Raw genomic sequence first — 13488 nt, 5'->3', positions numbered from 1 at the left:
GGTGACACCTCCGGCTGTTGAAGTGCTCCACAACCCGAAAACCGCCTACGACCGCGACGGATGGTACGCGTCACCCGAACCGCTCGACACGGACGAGATCGCGGCGCTGCGCGCCAGCGTCGACCGGATCAGCCGCCAGGCCCGGCCCGAAGTGGTCCACGAACACGGCAGCCGCACGGTGCGGGCCATCCACGGCTGCCACCGCTTCGACGAGACCTGCGCCCGCCTGGTGCGGCTGCCCCGGATGGTGGGCCTCGCCCAGACCCTGCTCGGCGGCCCGGTCTACGTCTACCAGTTCAAGGTCAACCTCAAGCAGCCCTTCGAAGGGGCCGCCTGGCCCTGGCACCAGGACTTCGCGTTCTGGCACCGCGAGGACGGCATGCCCCGCCCGGACGCCGTCAACATCGCCGTCTTCCTCGACGAGGTGCACGAGGGCAACGGGCCGCTCCAGGTGATCCCCGGCAGCCACCGGCTCGGTCTCATCGGCCCGGCGGACGGCGCCGGCCCCGCGCCCAGCGGCGACTGGCGCCGCCACGTCTCCAGCGACCTCGAGCACACGGTGCCCCGGGCCACGGCCGAGGCACTGGCCGGCGAGTACGGCCGGCACCTGATGACCGGACCGGCCGGCTCCTGCTTCGCCTTCCACCCCAGCCTCGTGCACTCGTCCTCCAACAACCGGTCGGCGGATCGGCGGGCGATCCTGCTGATCACCTACAACGCGGCCGCCAACGCACCCGCGCACCCCGTCCGTCCCGAGTTCCTGGTGGACCGGGACACCACCCCGGTCGTCCCGCTGGCGGGCTGACCGCAATCCGCAACCCCCAACACCCGAGGGAGGGTGGCGAGGACATGGCGCACTCCACTGTCGCCGAAGACGTCACACCGATCATCACCGCGCAGGACACCACCGACGCGCTCGCGCGGGTCAATCTCGCGGCTCCCGAGTCCTTCGTGGAGCACGACATGGCGGCCCACTGGCGCCGGCTGCGCGCCGGACACCCCGTGTACCGGCACCCCGCGACCGAACAGGGCCGGGCCTTCTGGGTGCTGTCCCGCTACGAGGACGTACTGGCCCTGTTCAAGGACGAGGAGCGGTTCAGCTCCCGCGCCGGCAACATGCTGCCCTCGCTGCACAAACCGCAGGGCGACCCGGCCGCGGGCAAGGTGCTGGCGCTCACCGACAACCCCCGGCACGTGGCCATGCGCACCATGCTGCTGAAGGCCTTCACCCCGAAGATCCGCCAGTTCGTCGTCGACCGCCTGCAGCAGCGCGCCGACGAGCTGATCGCCGGGCTCGTCGGCACCGGCCCCTTCGACTTCGCCGAGGAGGTCGCCGAACAGCTGCCCATCGGCACCATCTGCGACCTGCTCGGCGTCCCCGCCGAGGACCGCCCGCTGATCCTCGAACTCAGCCGGGACACCCTCAGCTCCGACGAGGTCGGACAGACCGCCGACGACGCCTGGCTGGCCCGCAACGAACTGCTGGTCTACTGCTCGGAGCTGATGGAACAGCGCCGCGCCGAACCCCGGGACGACCTGCTCAGCGCCATGGTCAACACCCGGGTCGGCGGCGAACTCCTCACCGACGACGAGGTGCTCACCAACTTCTACGGATTCATCCTGGCCGGCGACCACACCAGCCGGCTGGCCATGGTGGGCGGGGTCCAGGCCCTGATCGAGCACCCGGAGCAGTGGCGGGCCCTCAAGGAGGGGCGGATCACCCTCGCCTCCGCCGTCGACGAGATCGTCCGCTGGACCACCCCGGTCATGCACGTGGCCCGCAAGGCCGTCGTGGACGTGCCGCTGGGCGGCGAGCTGATCCGGGCCGGGGACATCGTCACCGCCTGGAACATCTCCGCCAACCGGGACGAGCGGATCTTCGACCGGCCCGACGAGCTGGACCTCGCCCGCACCCCCAACAAGCACCTCTCCTTCGGCTACGGGCCGCACTTCTGCTTCGGCGCCTACCTCGGCCGGGCCGAGATCTCCGCGGTCCTCACCGCCCTGATCCGCTCCGTGGACGTGATGCGGGCCGAGGGCGCACCCCGGCAGATCTTCTCCACCTTCCTGCGCGGGTTCAGCAGCCTCCCGGTCTCGTTCGAGTCCGGCCCGCAGAGCCGGGAGGGAACGCGGTGATCACGGTCTCCGTGGACGGCGGCCGGTGCCAGGGCGCCGGCCAGTGTCTGATGAACGCACCCGAGGTGTTCGACCTCGGCGACGACGGCACGGCCCTGCTCATCCAGGACGAGGTCGACGAGACGGCGGCGGGCGGGCTGGAAGAAGCCGCCCTGCTCTGCCCCGCGCAGGCCATCGCATTGCACCGGCACTGAGCCGTCCGCTCACCCCAGTCAGGAGTACGCGCCCGTGATCCCCTTGTCCTTCGCCCAGCGCCGGCTGTGGTTCCTCGACCAGCTGCAGGGCCCGTCGGCGGCCTACAACGTGCCCTTCGCCCTGCGCATCCGCGGCGAACTCGACCACGAGGCGCTGCGGGCCGCCCTCGGCGACGTCGTCGAACGGCACGAGAGCCTGCGCACGGTCTTCCCCCAGCAGGCGGGGGAGCCGTACCAGCTCGTCCTCGACCCGGCGGCGGCCCGCCCCGCCATGCCCGTGTTCCACACCCGGGAAGCCGAACTCGACGCCGTGCTGCGGGCCTCGGCCGCGGATGTCTTCCGGCTGGCGGCCGACCCGCCGCTGCGCGCCGAACTCCACGTGCTCGCGCCCGGCGAGCACGTCCTGCTGCTGGTGACCCACCACATCGCCAGCGACGGCTGGTCCACCGGCCCGCTCGGCCGGGACCTGGGCACCGCCTACGCCCACCGGCGCCTCGGCACGCACCCCGACTGGGACGAACTGCCCGTGCAGTACGCCGACTACAGCGAATGGCAGCGCGACCTGCTCGGCGACCCCGCCGACCCGGACAGCCGCGCGCACGCGCAGCTCGCGTACTGGCGCACCGCGCTCGACGGGCTCCCGGAGGAGATCGCCCTGCCGCACGACCGGCCCCGCCCGGCCGTGGCCGGGCACCGCGGCGACCGGGTCCCGCTGCACATCGGGCCCGGGCTGCACGCCCGGCTGGCCGACCTCGCCCGGCACAACCGAACCACCGTCTTCGCGGGCCTCCAGGCGGCCCTCGCCCTGACCCTGCACCGGCTCGGCGGCGGCACGGACATCCCGCTCGGCGCCACGGTCGCCGGGCGCACCGACGAGGCGCTGGGCGAACTGGTCGGCTTCTTCGTGAACACCGTCGTACTGCGGACCGACCTCTCCGGCGACCCGGACTTCACCACCCTCCTGCAGCGTGCCAGGAACACCACGCTGGCCGCGCTCGCCCACCAGGACGTGCCCTTCGAGCACGTCGTGGAGACGGTCAACCCGGCCCGCTCGACCGGCCGGCATCCGCTCTTCCAGACCATGCTCGCCTTCGAGCCCCAGGGCACCGGCGGCGACCTGTCGATCCCGGGGCTGAGCGTCGAGGTCGTCGAGACGGGCACCGGGACCGCCAAGTTCGACCTGCTCGTCAACCTCGCCGAACGGCGCGACGCGGACGGCGGGCACGCCGGGCTGACCGGCGCCCTGGAGTACGCCACCGACCTGTTCGACCGTGCGACGGCCGAGGAGATCGCCGGGCGGCTGGTGCGGCTCCTGGAGGCCGCCGTCAGCGAGCCGGACCTGCCCGTCTCCCGCCTCGGGCTGCTGGCACCGGAGGAACGCACCCTCCTGCTGGAGGGCTGGAACGACACGGCGGCCGAACTGCCCGGCCTCACCCTGGTGCAGCTGATCGAGCGGCAGGCGGCCCGCACCCCGGACGCCGTCGCCGTCGAGGACCCGGAGCACCGGCTCTCGTACGCCGAGCTCGACGGGCGGGCGGACCGGCTCGCCCGGCTGCTGGTCGCCCGGGGGATCGGCCCGGAGCAGTACGTGGCCGTGCTGCTGCCCCGCTCCGCCGAACTGGTCGTCGCCTTCCTGGCGGTGCTCAAGGCGGGCGCCGGCTACCTGCCGGTCGACCCCTGCTTCCCGGCCGACCGGATCGGCTACCTGATGGCCGACGCCCGGCCCGCGCTGGCCCTGACCACCGGGGCCCTCGCCGCCCCGCTCGGCCCCTCCGGGATCCCGGTGCTCGTCCTGGACGGCCCCGACGCGCGGCAGGAGCTCGCCCGCCACCGCGGCACCGGCCCCGTCACCCCGGCCGCCGCGCCCCACCCCGAGGCCCCCGCCTACGCGATCTACACCTCCGGGTCCACCGGCCGCCCCAAAGGCGTCGTGGTGCAGCACCGGGTCCTGCACAACCTGATCCTGTGGAACCGCTCCGCGATCCCGGTGGAGCCCGGAGCCCGGGTGGCCCAGTTCAGCTCCATCACCTTCGACGCCTCGATCCACGAGATCCTCGCCGTCCTGGTCAACGGCAAGTGCCTGGTCATCCCCGACGAGGACACCCGGCTGGACCCGGCGGCCCTCGCGCGCTGGCTCGACCGCGAACGCATCACCGAGTTCTTCGGGCCGGACCTGGTGGTCGGCGCCGTCTACGAGGCGGCGATCGCGGAGGAACTGCCGCTGACGGGCCTGCGGCACGTCCTGCAGGCCGGTGAGGCCCTCCAGCTCACGGACCACGTGCGGGAGTTCCACCGCAGGCGCCCCGAGGTGCGGCTGCACAACCACTACGGCCCGTCCGAGACCCATGTGATCACCGCCCACACGATGCCGCAGGACACCGGCGCCTGGCCGGTCACCGCCCCCATCGGCCGCCCGGTGTGGAACAGCCGCACCTACGTACTGGACGCCGCGCTGCGGCCCGTACCGGCCGGTGTGGCCGGCGAGCTCTACCTGGCCGGGGACGCCGTGGCCCGCGGCTACCTCGACCGGCCCGGACTGACCGCCGAACGGTTCGTCGCCGACCCCTTCGGCCCGCCCGGCGCCCGCATGTACCGCTCCGGGGACCTGGCCCGCTGGACCAGGGAGGGCGAACTGGACTTCCTGGGCCGCGCCGACGACCAGGTCAAGATCCGCGGAATCCGGATCGAACCCGGCGAGATCAACTTCGTACTGGGCCGGCACCCGGCCGTCGCCCAGGCGGCGGTGGTGGTCCGCGAGGACCGGCCCGGCGACAAACGGCTGGTGGCCTACCTGGTCCCCGCCGCGGGAACCGCCCTGCCGCCCGCCGGCGTGCTGCGGGCCCACGCCGCCGCCGCGCTGCCCGAGGCCATGGTGCCCGCCGCCTTCGTGGCCGTCGACGCCCTCCCGCTCACCTCGCACGGCAAGCTCGACCGCCGGCGGCTGCCCGGGCCCGGGCCGGAGTCGGCCGGCCCCGGCCGGGCCCCGCGCACCGAGCGCGAGCGGCTGGTGTGCCGGGCCTTCGCCGACGTGCTGGGCGTGGCGGACGTCGGGGCCGACGACGACTTCTTCGCGCTGGGCGGGCACTCGATGCTGGCCGCCCGGCTGGTCAACCGGGTGCGCGCGGTGCTCGGCGTACAGCTCACCACGCGGACCCTGTTCGGGGCACCGACGCCCGAGGCCCTCGCGGCGCGGCTGGAGACGGCCGCGCCGGTGCGCGCGGTGCTGGCCCGGCGGCAGCCCGCGGTCTGACCCGTACGGGCGGGCCCGTACAGCGGGACCCGCCCCACCGCGCGACAGTTCCCCGCCCCGCCCGGAACCGGGCGGCGGCCCCGATCCCCGCCGCCCAGAATGGTAGGTAACCCCCGTGGCCCCACGCCCGCCCAAGCCCGTACTGCCACCGGCCTTCACCCGGCTGTGGGTGGCCTCCGGCATCTCCTACGTCGGCGACGGCGTGTACGTCGCCGCGCTGCCGCTGCTCGCGGCCACCCTCACCGACGATCCCTTCACGCTGGGCCTGGTGACCTCGGTGACCCTGCTGCCCTGGCTCTGCTTCGGCCTGCTGGGCGGAGCGCTGGTGGACCGCTGGGACCGCCGCCGGACGATGCTCCTCACCGACTTCGCCCGGGCCGCGCTGCTCGCCGTCGCCGCACTCGCCGCCGCCCTCGGGCACGCGAGCATCCCGCTGCTGATCGCGGTGGCCTTCCTGCTGGGCGTCGGCCAGATCTTCTTCGACAACTCCTCCTCGGCCTACCTGCCGCAGCTCCTCGACCGGGACCTGGACAAACTGCGCAGCGCCAACGCCCGCCGGTTCGGGGCGCAGAACATCGCCTCGAACTTCGTGGGACCGCCGCTGGGGGGCCTGCTCTTCGCGCTCGCCCGGCCCGTCCCCTTCCTCGTCGACGCGGTGTCCTTCCTGGCGAGCGGCCTGCTCATCACCACCCTCCCCAGCCGCCCGGTGCCGGCCCCGGCGCAACGGGGCTCCCTGTGGGCCGAGGCCTGGGAGGGGACGGCCTTCGTGGTGCGCAACCGGGTGCTGCTCGGCTTCGCGCTGCGCTTCGGCGTGGGCAACATCGCCTTCATGGCCGGGGAGGCGGTGCTCGTGCTGTTCGCCTACGAGGTGCTGCACCTGGGCACCACCGGCTTCGGCGTGCTGCTCGCCGCGCAGGCGGTGGGCGGGCTCGGCGGCACGGTGCTGGCCCGCCGGCTCGACCTGTGGCTGGGGACCGGCCGGGCGCTGGTGGTGACCGCGGGGATCGAGGCGTTCTCCCTGCTCTGCCTGGCGCTCTCCTCGAACGCGTACGCGGCGGGCGCGGCCCTCGTGCTGTGCGGGGCGGCCATGGCCGCCACGATGGTCATCGCGCCGTCCATCTCGCAGGCGATCGTGCCCACGCACCTGACCGGCCGGGTGGCCGCGACGAACCGGCTGTTCGGCTTCGGCGCCGCGCCGCTGGGAGCCCTGGTGGGCGGCTGGCTCGGCAGCGTCGCCGGGCTGCGGGCGCCGTTCCTGTTCGGCACCGCGCTGCTCGTGGTGATGACCGCCCTGAACGCCTGGCTGGCCGGCGGCAAGGCCGTGGCCGAGGCCATCGAGACGGCCCGTGCGGAGCAGGCCGGGCGGGCCGGGCAGGACGGGCAGGCCGCACAGGAGCCCGCCGCGGTGTGAACGGGGGACGCCCGGGTCCGCGGCCCCTGCCGGGCCGGGGACCGGGCGTCCGCGCCGTGCGCGCGGGCCGGTCAGCCCGCCGAGTCCGACACCCAGCCCAGGGACTCGGCCTCGTCGGTCACCGTGGAGCTGAGCAGCCCGGTACGGACCGCTGTGACGCCCGCCTGGAAGCGGCTCGACGCCTGGAGCTCCTCCATGATCTCGGCGATGTGCCGCCGGCAGGTCCGCAAGCTGACGCTCAGCCGCCGGGCGATCAGCTCGTCCTTCGCGCCGGCCGAGAGCATCCGTACGATCGCCCGCCGCAGTTCGTCCCCGGCCACGCCGTAGCCCAGGGCCGCCGCGCTGTCGGCGTAGGGCACCGCTGCCGACCACGCCTGCTCCAGGCCCCGGTACAGGAAGTCCACGGTCGCGGGCTCGCGGATCACCACCGCCCCGGCGGCGCCCGACAGGTTCGGGATGAAGGCCACCTCGCGGTCGAAGATGACGATGCGGTCGGAGATCTCCTCGCACGTGCGGATCTCGCAGCCCGCCCCGCCCAGTTGCCCGAGCAGGTCCCGCATCAGGTGGTTCACCCGGACCGGGTGCTGGTACAGCGAGCGCATGCCGACGCCGCGGCCCAGCATCTCCAGGTCGGCCGCGAGGGAGGCCTCGACGGCGCTCTCGCTGAAGACCCCCGGATGGGCCGAGAAGACCTCGACCGAGCAGCGCCGGGTGGCCTCGCCGAGCGCCGAACGCACCTGGCCGATGTCGGCGAGGATGTCGATGGCCTCCCGGCGGTTACGGGCCTGCCGGCTCTCGAAGTAGAGCGGATTGAGGCTCAGCATCTGCGACTTGAGCCCCTCGGCCCGCTGTTCCAGGGCCTTGATCTCCGACTCGATCGGGTTGACCATGACGGCCACGGCGGATTCGGGGCTGGTCGGCACGTAGGAATCCGGTTGGTCCGGGCCCTCGCGCAGCAGGCTCAGCCCGATCAGGGTGGCCAGGTTCGACTCGACCTCTTCGGAAGGGACGTCGAGCTCGTCGCACAGCCGCGGGGTGTCCGCGCGGGAGATGCGGCCGTGCCGCAGGGACCACTCGTACAGGCCTGCCGCGACCGCCGACAGGCGTGCCGGCGGGGCCCACTCATCTTGCTCCTGTGCCACGCTTCTGCCTCTTGGGTCCGGTCCGACAAAGTCGCGAAGGATGACATGCGGGGGCCGGGTGAGCTGTTTTTGCCTTCCCCCTACCGCACGGTATTTAAGTTGACAGTGGCGTGTCAACAAGGGCTGGTGACATCACCGAATCACGATCACCGGCAACCGTTGAACGAGTAACGAGCTTGAAACTCCGTGATCCTGACGCCTGGTCAGGCGATGTCCGGACAGCGGACGCCGTCCTCGGGGTGAAAGCGATAATCCGCCACACATTCCCGCCGGAAGTGATCTCCGTAGGGCCCGGGAGGGGGCCTGGGGTAATGGCTGAGGTGCTTTTAATTCAGAATTCAGCAATCCCGGTTGCGCCGGGGGCGTACGGCCGCTCAGCCGAACCAGACGGGCCCCCAGGCCAGGGACTGCGCGCCCAGCAGCGGATCCGACCGCACCCGCACCCCCAGCACCCGCAGACCCCGCCGGCCGCAGTACGCGCGGACGTCCGTGGCCAGCCGCGGCAGCGACACTCCGGCCGCGCCGCCCAGCAGCACGTCGGTGGAGTCGGCCCCGGGCTCCGGCCCGTCGCTCCCCGGCGTCCACGGACAGCGGTCCCGCCCGGAGCCGTCGCCGCGGGCCGCGGGCAGCCAGGCCCCCCGCCGCGCCCCGGCCGGTCTGGCGATCCGCCAGCCGCCGCCCAGCGTCGGCACCCGGTGGAGCCGCACCGGCGCGCCGGCGCCGCCCGGCAGTTCCCCGTACTCCTCCGCGAACCGCGACAGCAGGCGCAGCGCCCCGTCGAGCAGCCAGTGCCCCTCGGACACCCCTGCGGCCGGCACCGCGTCCCGCGGGTGCGGCCCCGGAACCGGGTACGGGGCGACGCCGAGGAGGCGCAGGCCCCGCAGCGCCGCCCGGACCGCCGATTCCCGGTCACGGACGCCCCACCCGGTGACGGCTCCGCCCGGCGGGCCGCCGCACACCACGAACCGGGTCGACACGCCCGCGCCCGTACGGGAGGTACCGGCCGGTGCCAGCAGGCCGCTCCAGGGCCGGGACAGCGCGTCGGCCCCCGCCCCGAGCGGGTGGAAGGACAGTGTGTCGGTCAGCGCCCGCACCCCGCTCCACACCGGCAGGCCCGGCCCGGGCAGCGGCAGCCTGCTGGCCGTCGCACCCGCCCGCTGGACCACCACGGCCTCCCGGGCCGCGGCGGGCGCACGGCGCAGCTCCGCCAGGGCCGCCCGCGTCAGACCCGCGGCCCCGGCCGGGCGGGCGTCGGACGTGGCCAGTACGGACTGCCAGCCGGGGGCGCGCCGGACGAGTTCACGGTGCCGGGCGGGGTCCTCGGCCGGCCCGAGGACGACGCAGTCGCCCAGCAGGGTGACCGGCACCGTATGAGGGCGCATATGGGTGCTCCAGGTGTCCAGGTGGCCGGGCGGACGCCGACGCGGGATCCGGCCGGCCGGATCCCGCGTCGCGTGGGTGGGGCGCGGGTCCCGGCCCCGGCCGGGACCCGCGGTCAGCGGCTGACCAGGCAGTGCTCCTCCTGCCGGCGGACCCGGGCCACCAGGTCCGGCTGCCCGGCCGCCTCGGCGATCGCGCCCAGGCAGCCGAACACGTCGGAGACGGCCAGTTCCGTCTCGAAGTACCGCTTGATCAGGATCGCCAGCACGTCCTGGAAGGTGCCCGGGCCGATCACCCCGGCCAGCGCCAGCAGCGATTCCCGCTCCCCGTCCTTCAGCGGCCGCCTGGGCACCACGCTGTCTCGGGGTATGCCCTCGCCCGGCACCCCGCCGGTGCGCAGCACCGAGGCCAGGTCGGGGGTGGCGAAGTCGAGGATCAGGTGCACCCGGTCCCGGTCCGCGTACGAGACCGCGCTGTGCGCCCGGGTCGCGTCCAGGAACCACAGTTCGCCGAACGCCATCTGGTAGACGGTCTCGTCCTCGGAGCTGAAGCACTCGGGGCCGGTCTGCAGCGGAACGTGCAGACGCGTCAGATCGTCCTGCAGCTCCAGGTAGTCCCGGTGCGGCACCAGGACACTGCCCGGGGTCAGGCGGGCGAGCCGGCCGTACTTGAGCAGGTCGGTGCGGAAGGTCCGCTCCACCAGCCCGGTCAGGTACGGCAGCCGCCGCCCGTACGCGGTGATCCGGGCCGCTCCCGGATAGTCCTCCAGCTGTGCGTCGGCGAGGTCGCCGGTGCGGTTCCACAGCATGCAGCTGCGCCAGGACCCGCAGATGAACTCGCTGTAGGAGTCGTTGTAGCCGAACAGCTCGGCCTCGGCCAGGTCGGTCGCGAGCCGCGCCCGGTCGAGATCCAGCCGCGTGATGCGCGTGGTGGTCGTCATGGCCGCACCGGCTCCCGGGTCTGGACGAGATCACCGGCGCCGAGGCGCACGGTTCCGACGAGGTACTCCCGGGTGGCGCCGGCCAGGAACACCCGGCCGTCGCGGAACTCGCAGTCCACCCGGATGGTCAGGGTCTTCCCCAGGCGCGGGGAGAACTGGTGCGCGCGCAGCGTGCCGCGCCCCAGCCGGCGGGCCCAGTAGGGGACCAGCGCGCAGTGCGCGGACCCGGTGATCGGGTCCTCCGGGATGGAGAGCTTGGGCCCGAAGAACCGGGAGCAGAAGTCCCCCTCCGAGCCTGGCGCGGTGATCACCACGCCCCGCAGGTCCAGCGTGGCCAGCTCGCGCTGGTCCGGAACCACCGCGCGCAGCTGCTCCTCGTTCTCGTAGACCACCACGTAGTCCATCGAGGCCAGCACCGCCACGGGGGCGGCCGGGCCCGTCAGGCCCCGCAGCAGCGCGGGCGGCGGCTGGACCGGTGTGTACTCCAGGGCCGGGAAGGACAGCGTCAGCCCGTCCGCGCCCCGCGTGACCACCAGGGGTCCGCTCGCGGAGTGGAAGGTCACCTCGTCCGTACCGGGCCGCAGATGGCGGAAGACCACGTGGGCCGCGCCCAGGGTGGCGTGACCGCACAGGTCCACCTCCGAGGCGGGGGTGAACCAGCGCAGCCGGAAGTCCTCGCCCGCCGGGACGATGAAGGCCGTCTCCGGGAGGTTGTTCTCCAGGGCGATCGCCTGCATCACCTCGTCCGGAAGCCATTCCGCCAGCGGGCACACCGCCGCCGGGTTGCCCCAGAAGAGCCGGTCGGTGAACGCGTCCACCTGGTACAGCCGGAACTCGATCGCCGAGTCGGCCACGGTGCTCATTGCGTACGCCTCTCCATGTCAGATGCCCAGCCGTTCCTTGACCTCGGCGAAGAACGGGATGTGCCGGTAGTCCCGGGACTCCGCGTCGTAGTCCGTGTACCGGTTGGTGAACTCCAGCAGCCGCTGCTTGACCCGCTCGACCGGTTCGGTGCGGATCCGGGACTCGACGGCCTCGATCTCCCCGAGGAAGGCGGCCAGCACGGACGGCAGCTCGGGGGAGAGGTGGATCCGCCCGCCGCACAGGCCGATCCCGCCGTTCTCCTGCAGGTAGGTGAAGAGCAACTGGGAGGCGACCGCGTCGTAGTTGGGGCGCGGGATGCCCTCCACCGAGTAGCGCAGCAGCCGTTCCGCCAGCATGTACTCGTAGGCCAGCCGGGCGTCGGCCCGGGGCAGGTCCTCGTCGCTCAGGCACACCAGCATCGAGGAGACGTCGGTACGCAGCTCCTCCAGGCCCGCCAGCGGCTTCGACTTCTTCACCGGCAGGTACTCCGGGATGGGCATCTCGCCCTGGCGGTGGTGGTACTCGTGCAGCCGCACCCACCACGAGGACGCCCGCTCCACGTCCTCCTCCGAGGCGGACTGGACGCGCGGGAAGCTGCCGGGGGCCATCACCTCGTCGATCAGCACCCGCGTGAGCTTCATGTGCCGTTCGACGAACTTGTCGATGAAGTAGAAGATCAGGTCGTCCGGGTCCTGCCGGCCGTCCAGGTGGTTCTCCGGGAACAGCGCCACCACCACGCGGGACGCGAAGCCCGCGGAGTGCTGCTCGATCGCCACCGGCATGGTCGGGCTCGCGTACCGGGAGGCCAGCCGGGCGTCGGTGGGCAGCGTCCGGTACGTGAGGTAGTCCAGTGACAGCGACGGGAAGTACGAGGCGTCGAACAGCGAGAAGATGGTGTTGTCGGCGGCCGAGTTCACGTGGAGCTTCGTCCGCTCCAGCCGCGGCACCTCCGCGTAGCCGCGCAGGTCCTCCACCAGGGCGCGCACCACCGGCTGCCGGCTGAGCACCGGCGAGGCCGCGAGGCGGTCGGCGAGTTCCCCGAGGAAGTCGGGCTTGCGGAAGGCGTCGCGCGGGCCCAGCTCCCCGCGCAGCCGGTCGATCTCCGCGATCACCTCGGACACCTCGTGCGCGGGCGGCAGCGGCCGCGGCGCCGTGCCGGGCGTCGGCGGCGCGACGAGTTCGGCGGTCACCGCGCGGACCCGACCGGGACGGGCAGGACCGCCAGCGCGTCCGCGAAGTCGTCCAGGGCGAGCGCCCAGTTGGCCGCGTACTCCTCGGCGAGCCGCAGCATCTCGATGCGCTCGGCCTCGGTGCCGGCCATCGCCGTCATCCCGGTCTCGTCGTCGCTCACCGACTTGGCGTGCACGGTCTCCGCCTTGATGTGGGAATCCACCCAGTCCAGGGCTCCGGCCGCCGCGTACAGCTTGTCCCCGTCCACCCGGACGCGGGAGTACATCCGGCGGAAGGCGACGGCGATGTCCAGCGCGATGTCCTCCACCACGCGCAGCTGGACCGCGGCGCCCAGCGGGGAGGACGCGAGCCGGTCCATGTGGGCGAGCAGCGCGGTGACGCCCGGGGGGAGTCCGGCGGCCGCGGCCGCCTCGTCCTCGTCGACCGCCGACAGCAGCGGGGCCACGATCGCGTCCGCCCACCAGACGTAGTGCACGCCGGCGACCCCGCGCGGGGCGACGGCGGCGAACTCCGGCGCGGAGTTGGCGAGATCGTCGCCGATGACCCGGTAGGCGGTCTGGAACGCACCGAGCACCTCCCGGTCCGGGGAGCTCTCGGCGTTGAAACGGGCGGCCAGCAGACCGAGGCTCGCCACGGTCGTGAACATGAAGGCCTTGGTGATCGCCTGCCACTGCAGTCCCACCCGCAGGGCGGCCGGCGGTGTGACCGGGTCGACGGTCCGCGCGTCCTGGAAGAACCTGTTTCGCGGCCTGCGCAGACCCGCCTCGTTGATTATGCGCGAAATATGGTCCTCCAGGGCCGCTTCTGACACGATTTCACGTTCGTCGAGGGGCACAGAAACTCCTGCCGCTTGGTGGGTATGGGGCGACTCGAATGCCCGGGGCCGCTCCTATGTGGCCTGGTCGGTACACCGTGTGCGGCGAGCGCGGGGATCCGCAATCCGCGGCGCGTGTCATCAACGTGCATGGCAGTCAACGCCC

General features: G+C 73.3%; 10 protein-coding genes and 1 pseudogene. 5 read left to right on the top strand and 6 right to left on the bottom strand.

What is annotated here, in order from left to right; translation table 11 throughout:
- Nucleotides 1-22: 22 nt before the first annotated feature.
- The 5 genes and pseudogenes from ACZ6Y1_RS34105 (at nt 23) to ACZ6Y1_RS34085 (ending at nt 6991) form a co-directional block, all read left to right on the top strand.
- Nucleotides 23-805 (top strand): phytanoyl-CoA dioxygenase family protein, encoded by a 783-nt coding sequence (locus ACZ6Y1_RS34105; RefSeq protein WP_469639244.1) that lies wholly within the window; start codon nt 23-25, stop codon nt 803-805.
- Nucleotides 806-849: 44 nt separating this feature from the next.
- Nucleotides 850-2136 (top strand): cytochrome P450, encoded by a 1287-nt coding sequence (locus ACZ6Y1_RS34100; protein WP_469639241.1) that lies wholly within the window; start codon nt 850-852, stop codon nt 2134-2136.
- Entirely contained in the window at nt 2133-2330 is a 198-nt protein-coding gene (locus ACZ6Y1_RS34095) for a ferredoxin (protein ID WP_469639237.1), read from the top strand. Before ACZ6Y1_RS34100 ends, ACZ6Y1_RS34095 begins: the two co-directional genes overlap by 4 nt.
- Before the next feature lie 34 nt (nt 2331-2364).
- Nucleotides 2365-5580 (top strand): annotated as a pseudogene (locus ACZ6Y1_RS34090) (non-ribosomal peptide synthetase); the annotation flags it as partial.
- Nucleotides 5581-5695: 115 nt separating this feature from the next.
- Entirely contained in the window at nt 5696-6991 is a 1296-nt protein-coding gene (locus ACZ6Y1_RS34085; RefSeq protein ID WP_469639234.1) for an MFS transporter, read from the top strand.
- A gap of 71 nt (nt 6992-7062) precedes the next feature.
- Here ACZ6Y1_RS34085 and ACZ6Y1_RS34080 read toward each other — a convergent pair whose 3' ends face one another.
- The 6 genes from ACZ6Y1_RS34080 to ACZ6Y1_RS34055 form a co-directional block, all read right to left on the bottom strand.
- Nucleotides 7063-8133, bottom strand: coding sequence for a helix-turn-helix transcriptional regulator (locus tag ACZ6Y1_RS34080; RefSeq protein WP_469639231.1), 1071 nt, complete (start codon nt 8131-8133; stop codon nt 7063-7065).
- Between the two features lie 374 nt (nt 8134-8507).
- Complete coding sequence (locus ACZ6Y1_RS34075; RefSeq protein ID WP_469639228.1) at nt 8508-9515, bottom strand: hypothetical protein; 1008 nt, start codon at nt 9513-9515, stop codon at nt 8508-8510.
- Between the two features lie 113 nt (nt 9516-9628).
- A complete protein-coding gene (locus tag ACZ6Y1_RS34070; protein WP_469639225.1) occupies nt 9629-10453 on the bottom strand; it encodes an aspartyl/asparaginyl beta-hydroxylase domain-containing protein in 825 nt (274 codons plus the stop codon).
- Nucleotides 10450-11316 carry a PhzF family phenazine biosynthesis protein gene (locus ACZ6Y1_RS34065; RefSeq protein WP_469639223.1) on the bottom strand — a complete coding sequence of 289 codons (867 nt, stop codon included), beginning with the start codon at nt 11314-11316 and terminating at the stop codon, nt 10450-10452. The genes ACZ6Y1_RS34070 and ACZ6Y1_RS34065 overlap by 4 nt, the downstream gene beginning before the upstream one ends.
- An 18-nt stretch (nt 11317-11334) precedes the next feature.
- Nucleotides 11335-12507: a DUF6421 family protein gene (locus tag ACZ6Y1_RS34060; protein WP_469639220.1), complete on the bottom strand. Its 1173-nt coding sequence runs from the start codon at nt 12505-12507 to the stop codon at nt 11335-11337.
- Complete coding sequence (locus ACZ6Y1_RS34055; protein ID WP_469639217.1) at nt 12504-13319, bottom strand: DUF6202 family protein; 816 nt, start codon at nt 13317-13319, stop codon at nt 12504-12506. Before ACZ6Y1_RS34055 ends, ACZ6Y1_RS34060 begins: the two co-directional genes overlap by 4 nt.
- Nucleotides 13320-13488 lie beyond the last annotated feature (169 nt).

The sequence above is a fragment of the Streptomyces sp. NPDC053432 genome, from assembly GCF_055585365.1.
This window is presented reverse-complemented; position numbering and strand designations above follow the sequence as displayed.

Excerpts from the sequence above, each read along its gene's own strand:
- ACZ6Y1_RS34100 (WP_469639241.1), top strand. The coding sequence starts at position 850 with ATGGCGCACTCCACTGTCGCCGAAGACGTCACACCGATCATCACCGCG.
- ACZ6Y1_RS34075 (WP_469639228.1), bottom strand. The coding sequence starts at position 9,515 with ATGCGCCCTCATACGGTGCCGGTCACCCTGCTGGGCGACTGCGTCGTC.
- ACZ6Y1_RS34070 (WP_469639225.1), bottom strand. The coding sequence starts at position 10,453 with ATGACGACCACCACGCGCATCACGCGGCTGGATCTCGACCGGGCGCGG.
- ACZ6Y1_RS34065 (WP_469639223.1), bottom strand. The coding sequence starts at position 11,316 with ATGAGCACCGTGGCCGACTCGGCGATCGAGTTCCGGCTGTACCAGGTG.